At 56.3% G+C, this 26,675-nt stretch carries 24 protein-coding genes; 11 read left to right on the forward strand and 13 right to left on the reverse strand.

All coding sequences use genetic code 11. From position 1 onward, the window contains the following. Positions 1–100: 100 nt before the first annotated feature. Both N5098_RS00220 and N5098_RS00225 read right to left on the reverse strand, forming a co-directional pair. Entirely contained in the window at positions 101–757 is a 657-nt protein-coding gene (locus N5098_RS00220) for a helix-turn-helix domain-containing protein (protein WP_267635660.1), read from the reverse strand. A gap of 64 nt (positions 758–821) precedes the next feature. Next, positions 822–1,877, reverse strand: a complete 1,056-nt coding sequence (locus tag N5098_RS00225) for a complex I subunit 1/NuoH family protein (RefSeq protein ID WP_382230442.1) — start codon at positions 1,875–1,877, stop codon at positions 822–824. 392 nt (positions 1,878–2,269) lie between these two features. Between N5098_RS00225 and N5098_RS00230 the strand changes: the two genes are divergently transcribed. Beyond that, positions 2,270–2,470: a hypothetical protein gene (locus tag N5098_RS00230; protein ID WP_267635662.1), complete on the forward strand. Its 201-nt coding sequence runs from the start codon at positions 2,270–2,272 to the stop codon at positions 2,468–2,470. A 180-nt stretch (positions 2,471–2,650) separates the two neighbouring features. Here the strand turns inward: N5098_RS00230 and N5098_RS00235 are convergent, their stop codons facing one another. Further along, positions 2,651–5,179, reverse strand: coding sequence for a DEAD/DEAH box helicase (locus N5098_RS00235; protein ID WP_267635663.1), 2,529 nt, complete (start codon positions 5,177–5,179; stop codon positions 2,651–2,653). A 61-nt stretch (positions 5,180–5,240) separates the two neighbouring features. Beyond that, entirely contained in the window at positions 5,241–5,762 is a 522-nt protein-coding gene (locus N5098_RS00240; protein ID WP_267635664.1) for a hypothetical protein, read from the reverse strand. Between the two features lie 93 nt (positions 5,763–5,855). Between N5098_RS00240 and N5098_RS00245 the strand changes: the two genes are divergently transcribed. From N5098_RS00245 to N5098_RS00255, 3 genes are all read left to right on the forward strand, one after another. Then, complete coding sequence (locus N5098_RS00245) at positions 5,856–6,821, forward strand: PLP-dependent cysteine synthase family protein (RefSeq protein ID WP_267635665.1); 966 nt, start codon at positions 5,856–5,858, stop codon at positions 6,819–6,821. A 76-nt stretch (positions 6,822–6,897) separates the two neighbouring features. After that, complete coding sequence (locus tag N5098_RS00250) at positions 6,898–7,491, forward strand: DJ-1/PfpI family protein (RefSeq protein ID WP_267635666.1); 594 nt, start codon at positions 6,898–6,900, stop codon at positions 7,489–7,491. Between the two features lie 203 nt (positions 7,492–7,694). After that, positions 7,695–7,826 carry a hypothetical protein gene (locus N5098_RS00255; protein WP_267635667.1) on the forward strand — a complete coding sequence of 44 codons (132 nt, stop codon included), beginning with the start codon at positions 7,695–7,697 and terminating at the stop codon, positions 7,824–7,826. 127 nt (positions 7,827–7,953) lie between these two features. Here N5098_RS00255 and N5098_RS00260 read toward each other — a convergent pair whose 3' ends face one another. The 6 genes from N5098_RS00260 to N5098_RS00285 all read right to left on the reverse strand — a co-directional run bounded on the left by N5098_RS00260 (position 7,954) and on the right by N5098_RS00285 (position 13,028). Next, a complete protein-coding gene (locus tag N5098_RS00260; RefSeq protein ID WP_267635668.1) occupies positions 7,954–8,751 on the reverse strand; it encodes a M14 family metallopeptidase in 798 nt (265 codons plus the stop codon). A 113-nt stretch (positions 8,752–8,864) separates the two neighbouring features. Then, positions 8,865–9,209, reverse strand: a complete 345-nt coding sequence (locus N5098_RS00265) for a hypothetical protein (RefSeq protein ID WP_267635669.1) — start codon at positions 9,207–9,209, stop codon at positions 8,865–8,867. A gap of 112 nt (positions 9,210–9,321) precedes the next feature. Next, positions 9,322–9,972 (reverse strand): dolichol kinase, encoded by a 651-nt coding sequence (locus N5098_RS00270; RefSeq protein WP_368407975.1) that lies wholly within the window; start codon positions 9,970–9,972, stop codon positions 9,322–9,324. Further along, complete coding sequence (gene glyS / locus N5098_RS00275; RefSeq protein WP_267635670.1) at positions 9,944–11,689, reverse strand: glycine--tRNA ligase; 1,746 nt, start codon at positions 11,687–11,689, stop codon at positions 9,944–9,946. The genes N5098_RS00270 and glyS overlap by 29 nt, the downstream gene beginning before the upstream one ends. After that, positions 11,686–12,537, reverse strand: a complete 852-nt coding sequence (locus N5098_RS00280; RefSeq protein WP_267635671.1) for a CBS domain-containing protein — start codon at positions 12,535–12,537, stop codon at positions 11,686–11,688. The genes glyS and N5098_RS00280 overlap by 4 nt, the downstream gene beginning before the upstream one ends. A 62-nt stretch (positions 12,538–12,599) precedes the next feature. Next, positions 12,600–13,028 carry a universal stress protein gene (locus tag N5098_RS00285; RefSeq protein WP_267635672.1) on the reverse strand — a complete coding sequence of 143 codons (429 nt, stop codon included), beginning with the start codon at positions 13,026–13,028 and terminating at the stop codon, positions 12,600–12,602. A gap of 164 nt (positions 13,029–13,192) precedes the next feature. Here N5098_RS00285 and hemE point away from each other — a divergent pair, with 164 nt between their 5' ends. Both hemE and N5098_RS00295 read left to right on the forward strand, forming a co-directional pair. After that, positions 13,193–14,200, forward strand: a complete 1,008-nt coding sequence (gene hemE, locus N5098_RS00290; protein ID WP_267635673.1) for a uroporphyrinogen decarboxylase — start codon at positions 13,193–13,195, stop codon at positions 14,198–14,200. Positions 14,201–14,295: 95 nt separating this feature from the next. Then, entirely contained in the window at positions 14,296–15,345 is a 1,050-nt protein-coding gene (locus N5098_RS00295) for a PAS domain-containing sensor histidine kinase (protein WP_267635674.1), read from the forward strand. Between the two features lie 54 nt (positions 15,346–15,399). Here the strand turns inward: N5098_RS00295 and N5098_RS00300 are convergent, their stop codons facing one another. Continuing rightward, positions 15,400–16,293, reverse strand: coding sequence for a hypothetical protein (locus tag N5098_RS00300; RefSeq protein WP_267635675.1), 894 nt, complete (start codon positions 16,291–16,293; stop codon positions 15,400–15,402). Positions 16,294–16,379: 86 nt separating this feature from the next. Between N5098_RS00300 and N5098_RS00305 the strand changes: the two genes are divergently transcribed. Together N5098_RS00305 and N5098_RS00310 are read left to right on the forward strand one after the other, a co-directional pair. Further along, positions 16,380–17,504, forward strand: a complete 1,125-nt coding sequence (locus N5098_RS00305; RefSeq protein ID WP_267635676.1) for a pyridoxal phosphate-dependent aminotransferase — start codon at positions 16,380–16,382, stop codon at positions 17,502–17,504. Between the two features lie 98 nt (positions 17,505–17,602). After that, entirely contained in the window at positions 17,603–19,588 is a 1,986-nt protein-coding gene (locus N5098_RS00310; protein WP_267635677.1) for a beta-propeller domain-containing protein, read from the forward strand. 271 nt (positions 19,589–19,859) lie between these two features. Here N5098_RS00310 and N5098_RS00315 read toward each other — a convergent pair whose 3' ends face one another. Next, entirely contained in the window at positions 19,860–20,897 is a 1,038-nt protein-coding gene (locus N5098_RS00315; protein ID WP_267636069.1) for an NADH:flavin oxidoreductase/NADH oxidase, read from the reverse strand. Positions 20,898–20,949: 52 nt separating this feature from the next. Here N5098_RS00315 and N5098_RS00320 point away from each other — a divergent pair, with 52 nt between their 5' ends. The 3 genes from N5098_RS00320 (at position 20,950) to N5098_RS00330 (ending at position 22,911) form a co-directional block, all read left to right on the forward strand. Next, the gene (locus tag N5098_RS00320; RefSeq protein WP_267635678.1) at positions 20,950–21,474 is read left to right on the forward strand and encodes a hypothetical protein; all 525 of its coding nucleotides are present in this window, start codon (positions 20,950–20,952) and stop codon (positions 21,472–21,474) included. Positions 21,475–21,770: 296 nt separating this feature from the next. After that, positions 21,771–22,487 carry a tyrosine-type recombinase/integrase gene (locus tag N5098_RS00325; protein WP_267635679.1) on the forward strand — a complete coding sequence of 239 codons (717 nt, stop codon included), beginning with the start codon at positions 21,771–21,773 and terminating at the stop codon, positions 22,485–22,487. A gap of 154 nt (positions 22,488–22,641) precedes the next feature. Continuing rightward, positions 22,642–22,911, forward strand: a complete 270-nt coding sequence (locus N5098_RS00330) for a hypothetical protein (RefSeq protein ID WP_267635680.1) — start codon at positions 22,642–22,644, stop codon at positions 22,909–22,911. A 1,127-nt stretch (positions 22,912–24,038) separates the two neighbouring features. Here the strand turns inward: N5098_RS00330 and N5098_RS00335 are convergent. After that, complete coding sequence (locus N5098_RS00335; protein ID WP_267635681.1) at positions 24,039–26,630, reverse strand: histidine kinase N-terminal 7TM domain-containing protein; 2,592 nt, start codon at positions 26,628–26,630, stop codon at positions 24,039–24,041. Between the last annotated feature and the right edge of the window lie 45 nt (positions 26,631–26,675).

The following is a 26,675-nucleotide window of genomic DNA, read 5'->3' on the forward strand; positions in this document are numbered from 1 at the left end:
TTCCGTTGACCGAATCTCGCCGTGACAGATAATAATGCTATCGGAATCGGGCCGTCAATGAGTATAGTCGACGACGAACCCATGACCCGTCCGTGTCGAATCAGTCTCCCAACTGCCCGAAAACGCACGCTTCGATTTTCTGGAGATGCTCGCCGACAGTGCTTGGTGAGATATCTACCACCTGTGCGATGTCCTCGTGGGTCGCCTCGCGAGGTGTTTCGTAGTAGCCCAGTTCGAGTGCCGTATCGAGGACTTCACGCTGGCGTCCGGTCAGCGAGACGTAGAGGTCGTTCAGGTCGGGGTGATACGGCCCAGTTTCGATAATTTCGAACTTGTATCCGTCCGAACCGGATTCTTCGAACTCCTGCTGGAATGTCTCTTCAGGGCCGACGAGGGTGACCTCCATTGAGCCGTCGGGGTTAACGATAATCGGCATCTCCATCACGAGGCCCGATTCGTACTTCGTTGCGAGCATCTCTTGGGTGGTGTCGGTCGGTTCAAAGTGGGTATAGGAGTACCACTGGTCCTCGCCGCTGGTGACGTTGAAATCCAGTACATAGGGCGACTCTCGGAGAATCTCGCGGTATCGACTCTCATCCCCCCAAGCTTTGCCGATGAGTATCGCGGTCCCGTCATCAAGCATCTCGACCCAAGTGATGTTCCCGCGTTCGACAGAGGACTCTTCGACGAGTGCCTGCCCCAGCGGGTGAAAGGCCTGTCCGTCCGCGGGCGCCGTTCGTACCTTGACATATCGCATGTGTTGTCCCGACCTACCAGGTCTACCGTAATGGCCGTTGCTGATGCGGCCATTGTTGGTCGTATCAGGCAGTGAGTCCGACGGCGATGGCAGTCACGAGAAGGGTTCCAAAGGAAAGGACCAGCAACACCTTCCAGCCGAGGTCGATAAGCTGGTCGATTCGCAGACGGGGAATCGATGCGCGCGCCCACTGCGTGAACAGAAACACAGCCCAGCATTTCAGGACGAACCAGACGAACCCGGGAAAGAGGGGACCGGCAGGACCGCCAAGAAAGAGCGTCGCAATCAATGCGCCGCCGAGGAAGATGTGAAGGAACTCCCCGACGTACAGCAGGGCGAAGTAGACACCGCCGTACTCCGTCTGGTGGCCGGCGATAATCTCTTGGGGCGCTTCGGCCATGTCGAAGGGATTGCGCCCGACCTCGGCGAACGTCGCCACCAAAAAGAGAATAAAGGCGAGGGGGTTGAGGAAGCCGTACCACGCCGGAATCGAGAGCGGGCCGAGCGCGAGCAGGGTTCCTTCCTGTGCGGCGACGATTTCGCTGGTTCGGAGGCTCCCGGCCATGAGGACGACAGATAATCCAGAGACGACAAGCGGAATCTCGTAGGCCAGCGTCTGTGCGACCGCACGAAGGCCGCCAATGAGCGAGAACTTGTTCGCGGAGGCGTAGCCGGCCATGACGAGGCCTGCGGCGGAGACTGAGGAGACGGCAAAGACGAAGGCAAGCCCGACCTCCGGGTCGGCGAGCTGTATCCGCACGTTGCCGACCGCGCCCATCGGAATCACGGCGAAGCCGACGATGATGGGGACCACGAGGACGAGCGGCGCGAGGTCCCAGGCCGGTCGGTCGACATCCTCGGGGATGATGAGCTCCTTCGAGAGCAGCCGGACCGCATCGGCGAGGATGATGAAGATGCCGCCGGGTCCGAGTTTCGTCGGTCCGAGTTTTTCCCAGTAGGACGCGAGTACCTTCCGTTTCATCCAGACGACAACCGCCGCGTTCGTCATGATGCCGGTCCCCAGCAGGGCCGCGCCGAGAAACGCGCCGAAGACGAGCGCCGGCGGGTCACTCGACCCAAGCAACCACTCGGCCAGCCCTTCGGGAAGCAGTGTCGTCACGGGCGACCACTCCTGTGTGTCGGTTCTGAACTGCCGATACCTGTACTCCGAGTTACGTGCCACTCTACAATCATTACTAGTTGATTCGGGCCACCTGCTCTCTTGGTTGTTGCCGGGTATGTTCGGTGATTTATAAGCCAGGTGCGACAGAGACCGTTGCGATAGCCCTCGCTGCGAACTTGTTGTAACTGGGTGGCACACGATACTTCAAGGCGAACACGCTGATTCGGAATATCGCTCGTCGAATAACGTGGCTGTGTCAACTCCACCCGCTACGATTTCCGACGACTGCTGGCCCTTTGTCACCTACCCAAATGTAATAAATTAGCGTTCGCCGCTACCCAGTGTCCAGATTCCTCTTTCAACTAGTGGTACTGTTGTAGAGTAGCATAATGACTAAAAACACGCTCACAAATGCAATAATTCCGACGGCATTCTTCACGAGTTGTCCTGCTGGTGCCATTGGAGCAACCATATTTGCAACAAGGGCACTGACAAATATTGCACCGATAAGCCAGAATAGGTTTGCTAAAGACGAGTGGTTCTCTGATGCTTCCGATGCCATGTTTGTTATTATTTTTATATATGTTTAAATCTTTTTTGGTGTATTAAAAATCGTGACATCGATTCGGTTTTATCATTTATAATTAACTACATTTGTTATATATGTATATATAGTATTTTTTGAGAGGGAACCGAGTCAAGATAATCCATGAAGAGACCGCCGCCACGCTCCAAACTGAAATCGACGGGCAGTAGCCGACACTCGATTGTCACTCCCCAGTGTAGGAACTCGTCACGACTTCACGAATCCGCTCGGCAGTCACTTTTCCGACGCCTTCGGCGTCCATCAGGTCCTCAGTTTCTGCGGTCATCACGTCCTCGACACTGCCAAACGCTTCGAGGAGCGACCGCGCCGTGACGGGACCGACCTCGGCGATGGAGGCAACGACGTACTCCTGTTGTTCGGCCAGTGTCTTTGATTGTTTCTCGCCGTGGACGCTGACCTCCCGCTTGCCCTCTTCCTGTTCGCGGGTCGCAATTACCTCCAGCAGGTCGGCGGTCTCTTCTTCGCCTGCAGTTTGCATCACGCTGACGCCGAAATCAACCGCGAGCGAGGCGAGCGCACCGCCGATAGCCTTCGGGTGGACGTTCCGGCGGCCATAGAGGTTCTCGCCCTCGATGATAACGACGGGACGGCCGTAGTGTCGGCTGGCATCGCCGACCTGCTCGAACATCGAGCGGTCGCCGCCGACGAGCGTCTCCAGAAAGTCCTCGACTTCCTTGCGCTCGACGGCGACGCGGTCCGAGAGCACGTAGTCGCCGACTTCCAGTGTCTCCAGTCGGGTTTCGATTCCCTCCCGCGTCGAGAGGTCTCGTGCAATTGTCGAGTCGAGTTCCCGCTGGTCGACGACGACTTCGGTCAGTCCGGTCTCCTCGTCGCTGTCTCCGTCGACGCCAGCCTCTGCGACGACGGTTTCTTCATCAGTTGTCTCGCTCGCATCGCTTGAGGCGTTACTGCCGTCAGTTTCGACAGCCTCAGTTTCACTTGCATCCCCGGAGAAAGCTTCGAGACCTGCCTGCCCGTTTTCAGTGTCTTCGTCACTGTTTGTCTCTGCCGTTTGCTCGTTGGCGTCGCCGGTACCGGAATCGCTGTCTGACCCGCCGTTTTCCTCTACTTTTTCGGTCTGCCCGCCGCCTGACCCCTCCGTTTCGTCTGGAACTTCATCTAGCCCCATCTGTCTCCGGAGGCGTGATTCGATGTCGCCGGCAGCGTTTTTCAGCAGGCGGAGTTCGTCTTCCATCTTCTTTTCGTCCTGTCTGGCCTTCCAGAAGTACGCCTCGTCGCGGGTGTCTTCGGCAAGGAGGACGGTCACGCGACCCTCTGTCTGGCGGCCGGTCCGGCCCTTGCGCTGGATGGAGCGAATTGCCGTTGGCACTGGCTCATAAAAGAGCACGAGGTCGACCTCAGGTACATCCAGTCCCTCCTCGGCGACGGACGTGGAGACGAGTACCTCAAACTCGCCGGCGCGGAACCGTTCGAGAGTGTCCTGTTGTTGGGTCTGGGTCATCCCGTCGCTGCCCTCGGTATCGCTCTGTCCGACGAAGCGCTTGACAGAGAAATGCTCGCCGAGGAAGTCGGTCAATGTCTCGGCAGTATCCCGTGATTCAGTGAAGACGATGACGCGCTCACCGTCGTTGATGCCGAGTGTCTCGGCGATGAGCATCCGCGAACGTCTGAATTTCGGGTGGAGGTCGGTGTACTCCTCAGCGACTCGGACGGCCTTTTTGACATTCGGGTCAGAAACCATCCGCTGGTCGGCCTTAGAGGCCCCCGAGGAGCGGGCGGCCTCACGTTGGCGGTCCATGTACCGCCGAAAGGATTCGACACTCTGGGTCTCCACGTAGGTCAGGGCGGTCCGAAGTTTGCGTACCTCGGCGAGAACGCTCATCCCCTTGTAGCCAGCGGAGTCGTCGCTGTTCATCAACTCCTGGACTTTCCCCTGTATCTTCTGTATCTCGCGCTCGGAGACGCTGGGGTCGGTCGACCGCGTCACGCCCAACTCTTTGAGCTTCGTCATCCGGTCCTTGATGACCTCCTCGATGGCGTCACGAATCTCTTCGACAGTGTCTGGCAGTTCGATGCGCTTCCACTCGACGCTCGTGTCGTGGGTGTACGCCTCGACGTCGGCATCATCTTCGGTCATCACGTCGACGTTTTCGATACCGAGGTTGGCACACACCTGTAGGATTGCCTCTTCGTCGTCACCGGGTGAGGCGCTCATCCCTGTCGCGAGCGGGGTATCGGCGTCTTCGTGGTAGCGTTTCGCGATGTAGTTGTAGGCGTAGTTACCGGTCGCACGGTGACACTCATCGAACGTGCAGTGGGCCACGTCGGCGAGCGAGACTCGGTTGCCAACGAGGTCGTTTTCGACGACCTGTGGCGTGGCGATGACGATCTGTGAATCCTCCCAGAGAGCGGCCCGGTCGTCGGGGCGAACTTCGCCCGTGAAGACGACGATTTCGTCATCCGGAATTTCCAGGGCCTCGCGGTAGAACTCGGCGTGCTGGGTGACCAGCGGTTTGGTGGGCGCGAGCAGGAGGGATTTCCCGCCGACCTCGTGGAGTCGGTGTGCGGTTACGAGTAGTGAGACGGTCGTTTTCCCTAGACCGGTGGGGAGACAGACCAGCGTATGTTCCCCGAGCGCTCGTTCGGCCAGAGTCGTCTGGTACTCGCGGCGCTCCAGCACCCCCGATGTGATAAGCGGGCGGTCGATAGCGTCGGCGTCCGTCGCTGCCATTCGTGTCTCTGAATTAGCCGTCCCCGACGTTAAGCGTTCGTATGCCAGAATAAAACTGACATCACGTTTCACTCTCGCTGGTGGTGGCCGGACGGTCGATGAACCAACTTTGTTCCTCGTAGGGGAACCGTTCAATCCCGACCTGTTCGGTCGTCGTCTCGGTGACCCGGTAGGTCACGCTGTACTCGAAGCCTGCCTGTCTGTCGGTATCGTCTCTATTGTCTATCCCGCCGGCACACGACAGTTCGACCCGAAACCCCTCTCCAGTCTCGCGTACCGACCGCGTCCGACAGACGTTGACGACGCGTTCTTCGCCTACCAACTGGGAGCTGTGAGCGCCGAGTATCTCGTTGTACAGGCGGCGTTCCTCGAAGGAAATCGTGTACTCTGTGGCCGTTTCGTTGGTCAGTGCTGTGGGTCGCTCGGGCGGCTCTGGGTATGCCTCGACATCCGCTACATCTTGCTCCCCACTCAGGTCCATGTCCACCTCGAAGAAGTACATCCCGAACGCACCCGCGACCGACGCTCCAATCAACACGCCGACCACGAAAACACCGGCCACTGTGGTGATTGGTCGATCCATCGACTCGGTATTCAATGACTATCTAGATAAATTGAACGGTCATTCAAACTACGAGAAGATGGCTATAAGCGGGTCGAATACAAACTGGCGATCATGCAAACCCCCAAGACGAACACAAACTCGCTTGCAGCGATTGGTGATTCGCCGATGGTTGACTTTTCTTCGCTTCGCCCGGACAACGGTGCGTCAATTCATGTGAAATGGGAGGGAGTCAACCCAACCGGAAGCCTCAAAGACAGGATGGCGCTTGCGATGATAGACGCAGCACGACGACGCGGCGACCTCGAAGCGGGCGAGCCAGTCGTGGAGTTTACCGGCGGGAGCACGGGATCGAGCCTCGCGTTCGTCTGTGCGGTCTTGGGCCATCCGTTTCATGTGGTCACTGCCGACTGCGTCGCCGAAGAGAAGATTAGCTCTATGCGTGCCCTAGGCGCACGGATAGAGACGCTAGAGACACCAAACGGCGTATCCTACGACGGCCTGTTTGAGGACCTCCGAGAGCGAGCGCTACAGGTCCGTGACGAGACGGGTGCGTACTTCACCAACCAGTTCGAGAACCCCGACCAACTTGAGGGGTACCGGCCCCTTGCCGAGGAGATTCTCGACCAGCAACCCGAGGTCGATGAGTTCGTCATGATTGTCGGGACCGGCGGCTGTGCCATGGGGACCGCACGCGTGCTCCGTGAGGCCGACACTGACGTGACCATCTCGGTTGTCGAACCAGCAGAGTCGCCGGTGCTCACGGACGGGACAGCCGGCGAACACAGCGTGCAGGGAACGGCGATTGTTGAATCTCCGCCACTCGTCGATGACGACGCTTACGACCGGGTGTTCACCATCCCAAGCGAAGAGGGTATCGAGTGTGTCCGTGAGATTGCACAAACTGAGGGACTGCTTGTCGGGACCAGTACTGGAATGAATGTCGCTGCAGCCAAGCGGATTGCGGCCGAACGTGACCCTGACGACACGGTCGTCACGATTGCCTGTGACACTGGTCTGAAATATCTCTCGGACGGCCTCTACGAAGGGCTCGAAGGCTCGACGTTCTGTCTCTGCTAGGTCGAGTAGCCCGAACCAACCACTCAGCCTACTGTTTTATTGCCGAGAGGGTCATACCCTAGAGTGGTGTTACCATATGGGAAAAGACATCCTGATGATAGTCGGTGACTTCGGGGAAGACTACGAGATAATGGTCCCGTTCCAGGCCCTTGAGATGGTGGGCCACAGCGTTGACGCAGTATGCCCGGAGAAAGAAGCCGGTGAGACAATCAAGACTGCCATCCATGACTTCCGGGGTGACCAGACGTACCTCGAAGAGCGCGGCCACAACTTCGAATTGACGGCGACGATGGACAAGATTGACTCGACAGAGTACGACGCCCTTGTCGTCCCCGGCGGTCGGGCACCAGAGTATCTCCGGACCTATGACGACGTTATCGAGGCAGTACAACATTTCTTCGAGGCCGAAAAGCCCGTCGCGGCGCTGTGTCACGGGCCACAGATTCTCGCCGCTGCGGACGTACTGCAGGGCTACGAGATGACCGCCTATCCCGCCTGCCGCGCGGAGGTTGAGGCCGCTGGCTGTTCGTGGGTCGACGGCGTGGTCCGGGACGGCAACCTCGTCACCGGCCAGGCCTGGCCCGACCACCCAGAGTGGCTCGCGGAGTTCATGGACCTGCTTGGCGATGACGTAAGCCACGGCGAACCGGTCGTCGCCGCTGACGACTGACCGAGCCACCGCTTTTGGACCGTCCACTACAGGCAAGCCATGTATCAATGGTATTTTACGATTCTGTTGTCACAGATACATCTGTATCCACAATGCCCTCTACCCCAGAAACCTAGTCGGTAACAGATTACATCGCAGACGGCGCACGTATCGCGGCAATCCTCCTTGTTTGGGGAGTAATTGCTGCACTTTTGACATACGGTGTGACCGAGTTCGATCTTCCGTTTGAACGGGTTTGGCCACAGCTTGGCGGTCTCTTTGCGCTGACGGGGATTCTCAATGTGCTCCTCTATCTTCTCTATCGCACTGTCGATTACTGGCACGAGACTGCCTGACTGGAGACGGCCCTGTCGAGTTGGCCGGTTTGTTCGTGGCTGAATGGGGATTCATAAGCCGAGGAAGTACCGCCAGGGCTAACTCTCCGTCGACCACCCAGTACGGCGAAACGATGCAAAGCACGAGCTACGCTGGCGGCTCAATACTGCCCGTGATTCGTCCGTAGAGGCCGAAAATATCGTCGTAACCGTGTTCACTGGCAAGGACAGGCACTTTCCCCGCAGTTGTCACCCGATGGGTGTACTCGTCGTCCCGGGCAAAGATTTCACCCGCAGGAATTTCCTCAAAGTTTCGGTAGAAGACTTCGGGTTCACCGTCCCCTTTCGGGACTTCTTCTTCGGCAGTGACGACGGTAGTTTCAGTATAGGCTGGGTTTCGCTCCCCAAGGATTCCGTGGACACCAAGGAAATCACGGGCTGCATCTAGCCCGAACTCGACGGCCTCGTCGCTCCCTTGCTTTCCGGTTTCGAGGCTAATGGTGTTGGGATGTGTCGAGTCGAGTGTTGACCCCCGAAGGTTGCTTGAATCAACAACGTAGTCAACTGGCATCCCGGTGATGCTCTTTCGGACTGTCTCCGTACAGTTGCTGTAGATGGCAAACGGTGGCGGGGCGCTATGTGATGTATGGAGTGCGAGAATTGCGTCTGCGCCCTCGAGTACAGCGCTGATTCGTGGTGCAAGGGCAGTCTCGTAATCGTTTGCCGTCACGTCGCCGGGAAATGTCCTGTTGAGGTCCGCGTCTGTATATCGTGTCTCTGCGGCAAGTGCCGGCTCGTTTGCAACAATCAACTGGAGTGTTCCGCTTTCGACGGTTACTGTCTCGCTGAGCCGCTCGACAATACGCTCACCGGCCGGCTCATCGCCATGGATTCCGCCAATAACGGCAATTCGGGGGTACCCTGACCCGCGCTCTATCAGCCTCATATATCACCCTAGCGTATCCGACGATATATAAGCCTCAGCGTCTCCCTCTCTCGTCGCTGTTGAGACAGTACTTGTGTTGGGGGAACTGTTTGGTTGTCGAGGCGGTTCGGCAGTCACTCTAGCTCGACTGTGCCGTTAATTCGGATGTACTGGCCGTCAACTGGCGACTCGCTGTTTCCGCCAACCTGTTCGAGTTCGGTACGTAACTCGTCGGTGACTGGCTGGTCCTCTGTCCGTTGTGTCTGTGACTTCTCGCCTGTCTCAGAGTCGCTACTCGATGAGCTTGGCAGCGTCGCCACGTCGTCGTCCGACCCGGGCGTCTCCATTGTCGACAGAGCAGCGGTCGGCGAGTCGGCAGCTTCCACAGGTGATGACTTCGTTGTGCTGTCTGATTGGTCGTTGTCTGTTCTGTTACCAAGACAACCGGCAAGGACACCAGCGCTTGCTGTCTCGACCAAAACGAGAACGGCGCGTCGTCTTCATGTCTGGCTATCTGAGATATATCCAAGTCGGCAGTTCGTTTGGTTGTTGGGTCTGAGACACGACGGAGGCACAGAGATAAAACTGCTTTCAGATGAAAGCAGTTAGCTCGATTCCAATCACCATCGCCGTAGCCCCTGCTGTCGTGATGGTGAGATTATCGTCGATAACGTATGTCCACACCACGAGCGTGTAACCGTCAGCGACAGTCGCAGCGACAGCCCCGAGGATGACGGCGAGGGGATACTCGTGGAGAAATGGCCACGCGAGTGTGGCGCTGATAAGGAACATCGTAGCGAGGGCACGGGGCCGTTTCACCTGTCGAAACTCATCTGAAGCCACGAGCCCGCTTATCGGGTCGCCGATTGTAAGCATCAGTACCGCCGGAACTGCAACCCGTGGCTCGAAAATAAGGACAACGGCCGCACTCGATAACATGTACAGCGCATAGCCGGCAATATTGTCTTGCTCGTACTCACGGGTGAGGTAGTCGTATATCCGCCAGTCAATTATCCCAGTGTGTCTGAGTCCTTCCAACGAAAGTGCGATGGCCGCGCCGAGGACGAACAACGCCTGTGTCTGGAGCCATGTCGCGATACCGATGAGATACGGAGCCGGGACGGTGCTTCCACTAGCATGGACAATCCGTCGAGCAATCTCGCCTTTCAGTAACAGCGATTCTCCTTGTTCGGCGCTAGCTGCCCCCATTCGTTCAGAGTTCTCTAAAGGCAACGTTGCCATCACGGAGTGTGCAAAGCGTCTCCGCCAACTCCGAAATGGGGACTCGTACCTGCTCTGTGCTGTCCCGCTCTCGAACTGTCACTGTCGATTCGTCGAGTGTGTCGTAGTCGACCGTAACACAGAATGGCGTCCCAACTTCGTCCTGTCGGCGGTACCGTCGGCCGATGGCTCCTGAGTCGTCGTAGGTTACCTCTAGCCCGGCCTCTCGGAGATCGTTGGCCAACTCGCGGGCTCGTTCACCGAGACCGTCCTTGTCCATGAGTGGGAAGACGCCGACTGTTGTCGGGGCGACTTCGGGCGGGAGTGCCAGCCGCGTGCGTTCTTCGCCGTCGATTTTGTCTTGTTGGTAGCTGTGAGCCAGCACCGTGTAGACGAGCCGACCGACGCCGAATGACGGTTCAATGATGTGAGGCGTTACCTGCTCACCGGACTCGGTCACTTCCTCGATTGTAAAGCCAGTTTTCTCTGTCGGCACCTCGTAGGTCTCACCGTCGACGTCGAGAGTAACCGTACTGCTGTCGAAGGCGTCGGGGTTGCGCTCGGCCAGCGACGCAAGCTCGTCGACGATATCGCCGGCTGCGCCGCCAAACTCCGGCCCGAAGAAGCTCATCTCCGGGTCGACAGTCGGCCGTTCGACCGTCACAGGCTCGTCGTACTGCTGGAACACGGAGAATTCTTCGCCGGTGTACTCAGCGTGCTTATCGAGGTCATACGACCCACGCGTGGCAAAGCCAGTTAGCTCGGCCCAGTCACCACCGAGTTCGCCCTCGGCATCCCAACACTCTGATGCATAATGTGAGAGTTCGCCAGAGAGGTGCTGTCGGTAGCGAAAGCGGTCCATGTCGACGCCGATGCGTTCGTACCACCGTTTGGAGAGGCCGAGGTAGTAGGCCAGCCAGTCCGTCTCGATGATGCCCTCGTCGACAGCCTCACGCACCGTCATCTCCTGAACGCCGCCGTCGTCGGACTGCTGTTCTGTCACCGAATACAGCGGAATCACCACGTCTTCGACACGCTCCAGTGGCGGCTCGTCTGTGTCGGGATCGATGAAGTGTTCGAGTTCTGCCTGCGTAAACTCTCGAACGCGGATAATTGATTTTCGGGGGCTAATCTCGTTTCGGTAGGCTGTCCCAATCTGTGCGACGCCGAACGGGAGCTGGTTACGGGCGTACTCAGCCCACTGCGGAAAGTCGACGAAGATGCCCTGTGCTGTCTCCGGTCGCAGATAGCCCGGCGAAGAACTACCGGGACCGATGTTTGTCCCGAACATGAGGTTGAAATCGTCGACCGGCTCCTCTGCCAGCGCAGTCCCACAGTTCGGGCAGGCAATATCGAATTTCCCGATGAGAGTGCCTACTTCTTCGTTTGGAAGCGCTTCGGCGTCCTCGATGTCTGCGTCGGGGTGGTCCTCAACAAGATGGTCGGCACGGTGACTTTCTTCACACTCCGCGCACTCGACGAGCATGTCGTTAAACGTTTCGAGGTGGCCTGACGCCTCGAAAACCGACTCAGGAAGGATGGTTGGAGCGTCGATTTCCATATGGCCCTCACGGGTGACATAGCGGTCACGCCACGCAGCTTCGACGTTATCTTTGAGAGCCGCTCCTTGTGGGCCAAACGTATAGAAGCCAGCGACGCCGCCGTACGCCTCGGCGCTCTGGTTGAAAAACCCACGCCGCTTTGCGAGTTCTGCGAGACGGTCACCCTCGCTGGTCATCGTATCGCCTCCAGCAGGTCCATATCCTGTACGATGCCTGCCAGACGGCCGCCGCTGGCGATGGGTATCTGTTCGATATCGTGTTCGATCATGAGCTGTGCTGCCTCACAGACTGGGCGTCTGTTACTGACGGAGATGATATCATCAGTCATGAACGCCTCAACGGGACCGTTTGGAATCTCGACATTTCGCGTGGGCATGTAGCTGTTGCCGACGGCCTTGATGCCCTCCCAGGCCCACTCATCGTCTTGATTGGCGATAGATTCGCCGACATCTTCCTCGCCTTCGACAACACGTGCAACTTCGATGATGTCGACTTCGGTGAGCATCCCCGTCATCTCGCCGTCATCATCGAGAACAACCCCATAGGGGACACTTGCATGAGCGAGTTCGCGCTCGGCGACGTGGAGCGGCGTTTCGCTGTAGACACAGTTGACCGTTTCCCCGGCGACGGAGCTGACTTCGATACCGTCATCGACCGCACCACGAGCGATTGCGCGGACGATATCGGTTATCGTTACGATACCGACGAATGCTTCGTCGTCAAGGACCGGAACTCGACGCTCGGACTCACTGAGCATGCGGTCGGCGACAGTCGAGACCGATTCCTCGGCTGCCGCCGACGGGACATCTTCGGCGAGAAGCGCAAGCTGGTCTTCGTCTGGCCGCTTGATAAGCGAGCTCCGCGAGACGATACCACGGAACTGTTCGCCGTTGTCAGTATCTTTAACGGCTGGAACCGAAGAAAATTCTCGCTCCTGTAGGTATTCAAGAGCATCATCGCGCGTACCCGGCACCTCGACGGTGACGACATCTTCGCTGCTCGTCATGACGTCTTCAACGTTCATATTGACATAAGTTCCGCTGCCCATCTACTAAGTCCTTACACATTTCGCCCTGTCGTCTCCTCTCACGGCGCAATTGTAACTGGAACCGATGAGCAGCGAACGACTGTTTCGGCGGTACTCCCCAGTAACAGACGCGAAAACCCCTGTCTCCCGTGGGTCGCCATCACGATATGGTCGATGTCTACTTCTTCGATACTATCGGTTATCTTCCGAGCCGGCTTGCCGATTTCGACGACCTGTTCGGTCTCAATACCGTCCTCAGCAGCCATTTTTTCGATCTCGACAAAGGATTTCTCTGCGTGGGCTTGCTGTTGTTCGTACCAGCTATCGGGAAAGCTGGGCATGGCGCCGTCGAGTGAGACGCTCGCGTCGGCGGGGTTGATGACGTGTAACAGTACAAACGTACTCTCCGGAAACAGCGACGCCCCTGATTTGTAGGCACGCCTGCCGTGTTCATTACCATCAAGTGGCAGTAGTACCCGTTCAACCATGTTTGTTATTTACACACACTATTGTTTGAAGCTTCGGGCTAGCAAACCCTTCCGCTCGTATTGGGTGAGAGTAAATCACCCGCCGTGGCGCTACACTCGAAGACCGGTATCCGCCTAGGCGCGGTTCGCAAACGCTTAACGCCTGCTGGCCGAACACAGGTACAATGGACACACTGCTCGCTCGTGCGGCCCGCGGGGAGCGAACAGAACGGCCCCCCGTCTGGCTGATGCGACAGGCTGGCCGACATATCCCCGAGTACCGTGACATTCGCGAGGAGTACAGCTTTCTCGAAGCCATCAAGACGCCGGAAGTGGCCACAGAGATTACGCTTCTTCCCTGGAAGTATTATCAGCCCGACGGGCTGGTGATGTTCTCAGATATCCTGACAGTGTTGGAGCCACTTGGGTTCTCCTACCACATCGAAAGCGGCGTCGGTCCCGTCGTCGAGAACCCAGTCAACGGGCCTGAGGACACTGACCGGACGTTCGACGACGTCCGCGAAGAGCTTGAGTACGTCGGCGCGTTGCTCCGCCGACTCGACGATAGTGTCGGCGACGAGACTGCACTTATCGGCTTCGCTGGCGGGCCGTTCACGCTCGCCTCTTATGCGGTTGCAGGGGAACCCAGCCGGACACATCTCCCCCTTCGAAAACTGCGTGCCCGCCATCCCGAAGCGTTCCGTGACCTGCTTTCGTCGTTTGCCGAAGTCGTGCGTGAGTATCTCCAGTTCCAAGTCGATAACGGCGCGGACGTGCTCCAACTGTTTGACACCTACGCCGGGACGCTGACAACCGAAGACTACCGCGAGTTCCTGCTCCCACTTCATCAAGAGATTCTCGCCGACCTTGACGTGCCGACAATCGTCTTCGCTCGCAAGATGAACGGTCGCCTCAACCTGCTCGAAAAGAGCGGGGCAAACGTGGTGGGACTGGACTGGACTGTCGAGATGGATGCGGCCCGTGACCAACTGGGCGAGACGCCGGTCCAAGGCAACCTCGACCCCTCTTACCTGTACAGTGACCCCGCGTTTGTACGAGACCAAACTCGTAACATTATCGAGGCGGCAGGACCCGAGGGACACATCCTGAACCTCGGCCACGGTGTTCACAAGGACACGCCCGTCGAATCGGTTGAGGCGTTTGTCGAGACGGCCAAGGATTGGGAGTGGTGACGGGACGCCCCGACCAGAGAGCACTGACGACCATGTAGGGCTATATATCACTATTACTAGGCTTTTTTGGGTAATCGAACGTATATTAATTTGAAATGTCGCGGAAAGACTCCCCTGAGCTGTCGCCCCAATACGATACACTGCAGGTCGGTATCGCTCTTTTCGACCCTGCGACAGCGACGGTGGTGAGCGCAAACGAGCGACTGGTGGAGTTGCTTGGTTACTCTAACAAGGAACTACGTGGGATGCCAATTGACCGGTACACCGCAAACACGTACCGCTTTTCAGAAGCTGACTTTGTCAACCGGTTACGTGCGACCGATGACGGCACTCCACAGCAGTTTGCGTGGCGGATTAAGCGGTCTGACGGGTCGCTTGTCTGGGTACGCATCCACCTCTCGTGTCGCCCCGATGACGGCGAAGGGTACGTTCTTGGGGAGGTACGTGACGTTACTGAGTATTATACAGCCAGCCGGAGAGAGGCGCTGTTCTGGCGCGTACTTCGACACAACTTGCGAAACGAGACAACGAAAATCGCCGGCTACGCCCAGACTATCTTATCGGGTGCCAATAGAACCGACATACGGGAGGCAGCTGAGGCTGTCCAGTCCACAGCAATGGAGCTGGGTAACGTTGCGAAATCAGTCAAAGAGATTCAGCAGGCAGCAACCGAGTCCACACGACAACGCTCGTACAGACAGACAACAGCTGCCGTCCGTGATGTCGTCGCCGATATCCAGACCGAGTATCCACAGGCTACAATCACTGTCGAGGAGCGTGAACCGATGTGGGTACACGTCGATACTGCGTTCGACCACGCGCTCAGCCACGCCGTCGAGAACGCCGTTCGCCACAGTGACGACCAGTCGCCACGAGTCGATATCATCGTCGGGCCATCACCGAACACCGGGCGTGTCGAAATTTCTATTGCCGACCAAAACGACTCCATTCCGGAGGTTGAAACCGATGCGCTTGACGAGTTTGCGGAGGTGTCGAGTACGTCTCACGGAACTGGTGTCGGACTGTTCGTGATGAAGTGGTGTATCGAATCGCTTGGGGGCGAACTCGAATTCGAGCGATGTGACCCGGGAAACGTCGTCCGTCTGTATCTGCCACCAAAGGACCCGCCAGCCGACGTGACGTGACCGACCCGCGCCTTGAGCTCACGGTGAGTGACAACATGAGTGTCTGAGCGGTTCTTATGTCATTCCTAGAGGGCTTTTGTTGAACGTGATTTGGTTGGTCTCGACGGTCGCCTCAAGCCAGTTCATCTTGCCGTCTTCTCCGACTGTCACGTCGGTGAGCGCGTCGACACCTTCTCCAACCTCTTCGAGTTCGCTGCTCGACAGGTCGGCATATAGCATCACAACACGAACGGTCGTGGTTGCCCCATCGGCGGTGTAGCCGTAGCCAGCGGCCCGTTCCAGGGTGCCATCCTCGGTTAGATTAAAACTCACAGACATGCTGGTATCGAAGCCCACCTTTTTGACTAGGTCCATCAGTTCATCACTGACAGCCATGATCCCCGGCGATGAACTGCTCCGCTCGTCGACGACGCTGCGAACGCTCTCCTCGGATGCGGCCATGCGGACACAGGCCATCTCTCCGTCACGAGAGAGCCCATATTGGTCGTCACCGTACTGAACAAGGTCGAACGACCCGGCCCCGTCGAGTTCTGTTCCGTCACCGGTCGCATCGAAGGATTTCGCCGCCGCCGCTTTCGCCGTTCCTGCATCGAACGATCCGGCGTATACGCGCAGAAACGGCGCTCGAAGCATGGTGTCACTGTACATCATTGCCCATTCGACCGAGTCCCGTTCAAGAGCGGGTTCATACAGTGGTGGACCTCTATTTGCCAGTACCTCGGGACTGAGGTGGTCACCGAGTTCGATCAGTTCCGTGGGCGACTCGAAATGGACTGAACCAGCGAACCCTTTGTCTGTGTACTTGGTCGGGTCGTACAGCCAGCGACGAGGGGTTATATCTTCCTCGTTGCCGAATCCAGGAACCGAACTACAGCCGGCGAACCCGCCAAGGGCAGCCGTAGCGAGGCCAGCGAGGACAGTTCGGCGAGAACCTTTTGGGGCGGACATGTTCGACAGTTTTCATGCTCTTGTTTGAAAACCTTTGGTACTGTTTCACCACAAAAGACAGGTGGACCCCGCCCGCAGATGTCCGTATGGACGACGACACGCCACCGTTTTTCTACGTGATGAACTACGCCAGCGAAGCCGAAGGTGACGTTATCGACATGGTCAGTGGGAACCCAGACTGGGAGCCACCCGAGGCACTCCGTGAGGGTCTGCGTGAGTACGCTGACGCCGAAACCGACCAGTTCCAGTATCCACCAAGCGTTGGTCTTCGCGAACTCCGCGAAGAGATTGCAAAGCGCCGCGGTGTCGATATCTCTCAGGTCATCATTACGAACGGCGCGGGCGAGGCCAATCACCTTGCCATGGCTGGCGGTCTTGAGGCGGTCGACGGCAACGAGATTATTCTCGCAGACCCAGTGTACCCGTACTATGACGGCCGTACCAGCCTCCTTGATGCGGAGAAAACGCTCATCCCGGTCGACAAGGACGGGCACCTCAACCCCGAGACAGTACACAAGCGTGCCAGCGAAGAAACGGCCGTTATCGTCGTCAACTCGCCCAACAACCCGATGGGCGTGACCTACGACGGCGACGCAATCGAACAACTTCTGGGCGTCGCCGAGGAGTACGATGCCTTGCTCGTCAGCGACGAGGTGTACGACCACTTCGATTACTCCGGCCGGTTTACCTCTGCGCTCAGTTTCGATTCGCCAAATCGCATCGTCACTAACTCCTTTTCGAAGTCGATGGCAGTCACGGGTTGGCGGGTTGGCTACGCTATTTTCCCTCGTGAAGACCGGCCCGCCCCTTACAACGAACTCGTAGATTCAGCGCGCACGCGACATATGCTCACGAACGTCGCTATCTCGCGGCCAGCACAGGCCTCTGTGTTGCGGGCGCTCCGTGAGACCGACCCCTCGTATTATGAGGCTGTCCGCGAGCAGATGGTCGAGCGCATCGACCGCTTTACGTCTGCGCTCGATGCTGCCGGAGCGGAGTACACCGAGCCTGAAGGCAGTTTTTACGTAATGGCACGCTTCCCGGGGCTTCCGGGGACGATGGAGAACATCGAGATGCTCATCGACGAGGCTGGCGTGGCGGGAATGCCCGGTGAGGCCTTCGGTGACTCCCGAAGTGACTGGATGCGCTTTGCGCTTGTCTCACCCCGTGTCGAGGAAGCCGCCCAGCGCCTTGCTGAGTTTTTCGAGTAGACTGTTTGCTCACACCGTTATCTCGGCTGTAATATAACGGTAAAACAACTGTTTGAGCCTTGGTTTCGGTTATATGTCTTTCTCGCGTCGTATCGAGCATGGTAACTAAACCGAACGCAGCGGTAATGGGGGTAATCGTGACGGCGCTTCTCGGCGTGGCACTGCTTGGGGGCGTTGTCGGACTGCTTGACGCCCCAGAAACGACCGACGATAGCAACGACCAGTTGGCTCCCCGAGGACCAACCGGACCTTCGTCAGCTCTGGCAGGCGCTGACGATGAGCCAGTCGTTGAAACGTTCGAATCAGCCGATGAGTTTGAGACGTATTTCGATGCAGCACAAAAGCCTGGCTGGTTGGGTTGGACGTCTTTCGTAACGGGGCAACCTACGATCGAGATAGAAGAAACGACGACAACGGCCGATAGCGCCGGCGACACTGACGGTGGTGATGGCCTTGACGCTGCAAGTGGCAGTAAGACTGAGACCAGCCGACACTCCGAAACCAACGTTCAAGAGGCCGCGCTTGATGAACCCGCCATGTTGAAGACCGACGGTGATTCGGTCTACTATGGCGGCCACCGCTTCCAGCGGACAGCCTACGAAACGACTGTCCTCGACATTGACGACCCGGCCAAACCAGAACTCGCCGCGACTATCCCGGCAGCCGGTGAAATGTTACTTATCGAAGAGACTGACACGCTTGTCATCTTCGAGGACGATCGTCTCTGGGGGTACGATGTGACCGACCCCACTGAACCCGAACAGCGCTGGACCGAGCGCATGGGGGCAGACCTCCAGACGGCACGCCTTTACAACGGCTCGCTCTATCTGGTCCTCGTCGACAGGCCAGACGATGAGAACCCCTGTCCCATTGAACCGTACGGTGACTCTTCGGTCGAATGCACAGATATCTACAGACCCGACTCACAGGCCGACGCGGACGCCGTTTACACGGCTGCCCGTGTTGACCCTGCAACGGGGATAATCGAAAATGAAACCAGCGTGGTCGGCTCCGCTCGTGACTCGGCGACTTACGTTTCCGAGAACGCGCTCTATCTCAGCTACACCCGCTCAACCAGCCGGTTCGACGTGATGACGAATTACCTTACTGGCCCTGGGAGCGAGAAAGTAGATGACAGCGTTGTCGAAGAGATTGAACGCCTCCAGTCGCTGAATATTTCCAAGCGCGCAAAACAGACTGAACTAAACGTCATTCTTGACGAGTGGAAAGATTCCCTCGAAGGTGACGAACATATGTCGGCCGAAGAGGTGCTCACCGAAGGATTACGTGAATACGCTGAAACGAGAAAGCGCAACTTGACGACAACCGGTATCGTCAGTATCGGTCTCGACAATCTTACTGTGACCGCGACCGGTGAGGTGCCGGGCTTTCCGCTAAACCAGTGGTCGATGGACGAACACGAAAACCACCTCCGGATTGCGACAACAATTCCCAGTGACTACGGGGCCGAATCCGAGAACGATGTCTACGTCCTCGACTCGGAGTTGTCGACAACCGGCTCTGTTCAGGGACTCGGAGACACTGAGCGTATTTACTCCGTCCGCTTCGAAGGTGACGAGGGGTACGTTGTCACCTTCCGCCAGATTGATCCCTTCTATACGCTTGACCTCTCGGACCCCAGTGACCCGATTATGGAAGGGAAACTGAAGATACCCGGCGTCTCCCATTACCTCCATCCCCTCGAAGACGAGGGCGACCTCGTTCTCGGCGTGGGCGAAGAAGACGGGTCAGTGAAGCTCTCGACGTTCGACGTGAGCGACCGGAGTGACCCGGTTGAGAAAGACGTGCGCATTCTCGACAACGAACGGTTTTCGGAAGCCAACCAAAACCACCGGGCGTTCCTGCAAGACGAGCGCCACGGTGTGTTCTTCCTCCCTGCGAGTGAGCACAGCTACGTCTTCTCCTACGAGAACGGAACTCTCGAAGAGAAAGCCCGCGTCAATATCGGTCCCGGTGCCCGAGCGATGTACGTCGACGACTATCTCTACGTCTTTGGCTCGGACAGCGTTGTGGTTCTCGATGAGACGACTTGGGAGGTCCATACCCGTCTGGACTTGGAGTGACACCACTGACGACTAATGCCGAACACATAGAGTGACTGTACAGACCGACAGTCACAGTGTTTGTCCAGTTGAAATGAAGGGGTGCAACAAACGAGATGCCCGTCACAATGAAAAAATCATCCGTACCACTCGACAGACTGTGGTAGGGTAGCTGTCTGAATCCAGTTCGATATTGAGAACAGTGTTTCTTGTTTTTCGAGGAGAGTGTCTTTCTAGGACTCTCTCAATTGCGGTACAAAAACAGCGGCTGTGAAGTGAGCTGTTACAGGTGTTACTGCTGGAACAGCCCGCGATACTGCGGCGGACCAGTGGCTGTCTCCTCGTCGAGTGTCGCAGCTGCTCGCAGACCAAAATATGGATCTCGAAGATGTTCACGACCCACGATAACGAGGTCGGCTCGGTCATTTGCGACGATTGCCTCGGCCTGTTCCGGTGTCGTGATGTTGCCGACCGTTCCGACCGAAATGTCGGCCTCGGTTTCTTCTTTGATTCGCTCGGCAAGTGGGAGCTGATAGTTTGGTCCCTGGTTTTCCGGAGACGAATTCGGGCTGATGCCGCCGCTGCTTACATCCACGAGGTCTGCGCCCAGCGCGGCCAACTGGTCGGTCAATCGCACAGACGCTTCGACAGTCCAAGACGGTTCGGAGAGCCAGTCAGTCGCAGAGATGCGGACGAACACTGGTATATCATCGGGGACGCGTTCACACACCGCTGCGGTCACGTCGCGGGTAAGCCGGGTTCGTCCTTCGAAACCGCCGCCATAGTCGTCTTCGCGGGTGTTTGTTACCGGCGAAAGAAATTCGTGGAGTAGGTAGCCATGGGCAGCATGCACTTCGACGATACGGAAGCCAGCTTCAACTGCTCGCTTGGCGGCCTGACCAAACGCCTCGATTATCTCGTCAATACCCTCGCTGTCAAGCCGTTCGATATCCGGCTTCGGTCGGTCGTACGGAAACGAGTCGCGTGTCGGTCCGACGACTGTCCAGCCATCATCTTCCTCAGCCGGGATGGTTGCGTGGCCGTCACGAGGACGGACCGTCGAACCCTTCCAGCCGGCATGGGCCAACTGGATTGCTGGGACTGACCCCTGTGACTCGATGAACTGTGTGACCTGCTTGAGCGAAGCAATATGTTCGTCGTCCCAGATACCCAAGTCTTCCGGGGAGATACGGCCCCGCTCCTCTACAGCGGTAGCTTCAGCCATGACGATACCTGCACCACCGACTGCCCGCGAGCCGAGATGGACCTGATGCCAGTCAGTTGCGTGACCATCCTGTTTGTCACAGGAGTACTGACACAACTCGGCTATTGTGTATAAACAGCGTAAACACTAAGGGGCCACCGTGAGACGTTTCGGGTAGATGGCAGAGAAAACCACCGTCGCCTTTCGGATTGATGAATCGGTCAAAGAGGAATGGGAAGACGCCGCCGAAGGCCCGGAGTATGACAGTCTTAGCCACTTGATACGGCTTTCTGTCCAACGGGAGATAACAGACACAGGGACGGCCCCACGCACCGCAAAGGCCGACACAGGAACAGTAGAAGATAGTGAGGTACTGGATTCTCTCACTCGACTGGAAAGGACAGTCGAAGACATACAGGACGAAATGAAGGCCGTCAGTCGAGAAAGTCGTTCTGAGGAATTATACAATCTTGAACAGGTACTTCTTGAAGTTCTCCCATCCCACAAAACTAATCTGGAAGATTTGGAAAATCCGATTGGTTCTGACATTGAAAGTGCTACTCCAGAAGAAATAGCGGCACGAATTGACGCCAATGAACAGGACGTTTCAGATGCGCTCAATCGCCTTTCAGATAACACGGCACAGGTAAAGGAATTAGGCACGGCGTTTGATGACCAAAACAGCTACTATAGGGCAGAATAGTGGACAGTAAGACAGTAATCACAGAGTTTCATAACCGACAGACAACAAAAAAAGCGGAGGGAACCGCCAACAGGTACACTCAGGACGTAAGAGACTGGACAGAGTGGTTAGAGAATCCCGGAGCTAAAGATTACGACCCTAACAGCCGTGACAGGGACGCTAAGACACTTTGGGACGCTACTACCCACGACGTTAGAACGTACCTCCGACAAATGCTAAACAACGGGGGATATGCTGGCGGAACAGTCTCGATGCGAGAATCTTCTATATCAATGTTCTATCAGGAAGCCTCTCGTATGGCTGAAGACCCTTCTATGAGTATCCCTGAAACAGAGAACCCCGCAAAGGAGCTTGACCTTTCAGGATGGACGGCACTAAAGAACGGAACTAAGAAAGAACAAAATCTGAAAGAGGGTGTTCAATACCTTGAACCGGACGAAATAGACAGTTTAGCCGAAAACGTACCAAACCCCCGGCTACGTAATGAGCTAATTGTCCGGCTACTCTACCATACGGGATTACGCCGCACAGAACTAACAGAAACTCGCTTAGAAGACATTGACACAGACGAACGGGCAATCAAAGTCCGGGCAAACAAAACCCACCAGAACCGTACTGTCTACTACCAGTCCGAACTTGACACTCTCCTGAATCGGTGGCTCAATGTCAACCGTAAATCTCTGGCGACAGCTGGAAGCGATTACCTCTTTCCGACAACTCATTCAGAACAGATTGACCCTAACCGTATCACCCGACTCGTCAAAGAAGCCGCAGAACAGGCAGGATTACAGTCTACTGTTCACACAGACGCCGCAGGTAATGTCCGGGGAAAAGTGACGGCACACGTACTAAGGCACAGTTTCGCCGTCCAAAGTATCAAAAATGGAATGGATACCCGCCGATTACAGAAACTAATGGGTCACTCGAAGATTGAAACCACAGAACGGTATCTTCAATTCGCCAATAATGACCTTCGGGAAGCCGCCCGGAGATACGGCCCCGGTTCAGAGTAGTTCCCTTCCCTCACTCCGGGGGTAAACACCACGAGATACCCCTTCCACGTACTTCTTGGGAGAGGCGGCATTACGCACCGCAAGTGCCGCCAAAGAATTAATGTCGGTACTTTAAGACCTTAGAACTAAGTAGAAGTCCGCTAAATGATTCTCTGTGTCTGAAAGCACAATCGGAATCCCCGACACCGTCGCCACAGAATCACTCTCCTACGCAGGAACTGATATGACCCTTCGAGAGATAGCCACCGACCTACAGGAAGCGCACAGGGAACTTGACGAATATCATAGCGGTTCGTTGGTCTTAGCACAGAACCTGAAGGAACTACGGATGAAAGCCGAACGGGACGGAAACCTACAACTCGCTAATACCACCAAAGAATTAGAAGAATCAGCTATGGCCGTGGTAGAACGTAGCAGAGAATAGCAACCGTCTCAGAATTTCCACAGACGCCACTCAGTAGCCCCTCATGACATTCTTTTTCGAGAGGATGGTTGGGTCATGGAAAGCAAAAGAACCCACACAGCAATACGTGAGTAGCTTACAGTGCCCTTAGAATTGAAAGCAAGGGGAATAGTCTGCGTCTCAACCCATCGACCGCCTCAACTCCTTGCCCACCATCCTCCACGTTCCGGGACTCTCCGCACCGCCCGTCCGGGCTTTCGCCACCGCCCCGCACCGCAGATGTTTTCCTCTCCCCCTTCCCTCTCCCCTGTAGTCCCCTTTCCTTTCCTCTCGTCTCAAAGACACGCGCTGTCAAACTCTACTCTCCTATCCTATCCCCTGTAGTCCCCTTTCCTTTCCCTCTCTCTTTTCGTGTAGTTCTCCCTCCCTCACTACGTTCGGTCGAAAGGAGAACACAACATACTAATCTAACTGGTTATCGTTCCCTCACTACGTTCGGTCACAGGATAACACCGAATTAAAACTATGTTCGGGTTCGGCGAGTTTCGGCGCATTGAGTCGGCGGTTGTTTCTGTCTCTCTCCCTCTATGCGTCTAAACTCTTTAGAGCTATTCTAACCGTTTCTAAGGCAGTTTCCATACTCCCAGTTTCACTATTCCCCAACAGTCTAAAAATCGGCGGCTTAGGCAACAATCCCGTTTACTCCCAGAACTCCGTGAGATGGCTTAGAATCGATTTCAGTACCAAGACGATGTTACCCTCTCGGAAAGAAAATAAACGCCACACAGACAAATCTGATGGCTCTCCTTACAAACTGTGGGGTAATCTAAGCTATAATCTGAAAATTTCGCGCTTCGACTTACCTAAATGTGCGTATGTAGATGTGTATCAATGTTCCAACCGGCCCCTATCGCATACCTGTGTTTACGCTGTATATACTCAGCAGATGTGTTCTGACACATTGGGGAGACCATGAGGCGGTTTGGCGCTGTCATGTCGCATAACGGAAGCTCGGTGAACAGACGACTCATCGTAGACGGAGTATGGTCCCGAACACAAAAGCGGAGTCGAAAGGGGAAATCTATGACCACCGTTGTCGGTAAACGAGTGCTGTCTCACAGCACCAAACGACAGCTGTTGATGAGGAGTTACCCCAGATAGTTCGAGAACGTCAGGTGCACGACAGTACCGTCCTCAACGGTGAAATCGACCGACGCATTGGAGTACTCCGCGACTCGGTCAACAATCCACAGACCGACGCCAGTACCGTGTTCGAGAGCTGATTCGCCGTGTTTTTCGAGAATTTCGATTTCGTTTTCTGGAATTCCCGGTCCGTCGTCGGAAACCTCGACCGTCGGTCCGTGGGCAGTGGTGTAAACGCTGACACTCACCGACGAACTGCCGTGTTCAACAGCGTTCCTGACGAGTTGCTCGACGGCGGTGACGATGTTCGGGTGGGCAACAACCGTCGGGTCCGCTTCGAGCTGTAGCTGTACTGTTGCGTCTGGAAACTCGTCTGTGACTTCTTCGACGGCCCATCTGATAACTCTCTGGAGAGAAATCTGTTCTGTGTTCTCTCTGTCTTTGATGACTGTCCGCATCACTTGCGCGTTCGAAGCAGTCTCCGCGAGCTTTTTGCTGCTATGTAAGATACTGTTGATATGTTGCTCGATATCTCCCTGTGGATTGCGCTGAATCTGCTTGGCGTGCCCTTGGATGACCGTGAGGTCGTTCCGGAGGTTGTGCCGGAGAACGCGAGCCAGTACCTGGTCGAGCAGCCGTAAATCTCGCCGCCGCTCGGTGAGGCGCGAGGCCGTACGCAGGTTTGTGGTTAACGTCTCGATAATCTGGCGCTCGTTTTCGCTAAAACTCTCTTCTTGGGTTGACCCTGCTGCAAACAGGCCAAACTCTCCGATGGGGCTGAGTATCTCTGACCCAAGGTTCGTCTCTGAGTTGTACGCCTCGGGGTGGTCCGATACTGACGAAACAAGCTTCGTCTCGCCTTGCTTGAAACTGTCCCATGCGATACTGTTACCGGGCTTGAACACGGGCATATCGTCGAGAAGCGGGTCAGCATGGCCGGTGCTGGCGACCGGATGAAGCCGGTTTGTCGCTTTGTTGTACTCCCAGATTGCTGAGAGTGGTAAATCGAGTGCCGCCGGCATCCTGCCGAGGACCGACTCGGCCATTTCGTCGTGGGTGGTTGCTGTCACTGCATCCCGGGTGATATCCTGTACAGCTTCGAGTCCTTGCTCGCGCTGTGTTCCGTCCAGAGATGTTGCCACCGTGGTCGAGAGAAGTTGGCCGAAATACTGGTCCCTGTCGTCGAACGCGTTGGGTTCCGCTGCAGACAGTGACAAAATACCGTGGGTGGAAAGCGGAACCAATAACATACTTTTGATTGAGACTGTCTCGTCATCAAACGGCTGTGCTATCTCGTCTGTGTCCGACAACACCCGTATTTCACCCTCGTTGTACACCTCCCAGAGCAGCGACTCCGGCCCTTGATCAAGGGCCTGCTCGCTGTCGAATCGTCTTTCAAACGCCGGTGACGCTGTGATGGGAACAAGAGCCTCTTGCCGACGATTGTATAGGTGGATACATGCCTCCGAGATGCCAAGAACGTCTTCGACTGTTTCGATTGCCGCCTCGCAGATACTCTCTCGCTCCCGCTTGTTCAGGACCTCTTCGGTCTTCATCTGGAACTCTCGGAGTCTCTGTTCGCGCTCTTTGACCTGTGTGATGTCACGAAGTAAGACGACCCAACCGTTATTTTCGTTGGCTGTTTCTCCGAGTGGAGACACTTTGAGGTCGAAATGTCTCTCTGTCCCGTCTTTGGTGACGCTGACATCTGTTTCTACTGGTGTAGAATCTTCGAACTGAGCAAACTGCTCGTCGAACGGTGAGAAAAACTCCGCCGTCTGGACGCCTTTCCACCCAGACTCGGCGTCAACCAACTCTCGGGCCGCTGGGTTACTGTCGACAACTTTTCCCCCAGCATCGATAACGACCATTGGGTCCGGAATATTCCTGACTGCCCGCTTGCGACCATTGGGAACAACAGCGAAGAAGTCGGCTTTGAACAACGCCCACGCTAAGACGAACACAGAGAGGACGAACCCAAGCGCTGTGAGGTTGTACGGTGTTAATCCGGCCAGCCAGAGAATGTTTACGCCTGCCGGCGGGAAAACCCCTGCAAGCAATGCGAGTGTCTGTTTTCGGCGAATGCCGTGGATGTCAAAGGCGTTGACGACACAGATGAGAACCCCGAGACCGAGAAGCAGGTATACTAGCACCGTGTGGAACATAAACAGTGGTCCGGCATTCGGTGCAACTCTCGCCGGCAACGAGACCGTCCCAACCGGGTCGTAGAAGGAGGTGTGAATCCCGTTTGTCCATGCGAGCAACTGCTCACCGAGCAACACCGCTCCTAGCCCGTTTAACCAGCGTAGTGGATGGTTGATGTAGCCTGCATGCTCCGCGGTTGTGAGAAGCCAGCCGACCGTAACGCTGGCAATAGACAACACGAGTATATTCGAGACTACAAACCAGAGCCACGGTACCGTGGTAAGCGTAATCATAGCGGAAACAAACGCATAGAGGCTTACTGAGGGAATGATAACTAAGAGACCGGTCGCACCTGGTTTACTGCGATTCGTCCAGACTAATCTAAACAGTGTCCACGGAAAGAGACTTGAAAGCACAAATAACGTGGCGACAGCTACGCGAATCTCGTTCATTGGTCCCTGTTTGTTGATTCGCCCTCTCTCATGTCGGTGTCATCT

The sequence above is a fragment of the Halovenus rubra genome, assembly GCF_026586665.1.
GTDB classification, from domain to species: domain Archaea; phylum Halobacteriota; class Halobacteria; order Halobacteriales; family Haloarculaceae; genus Halovenus; species Halovenus rubra.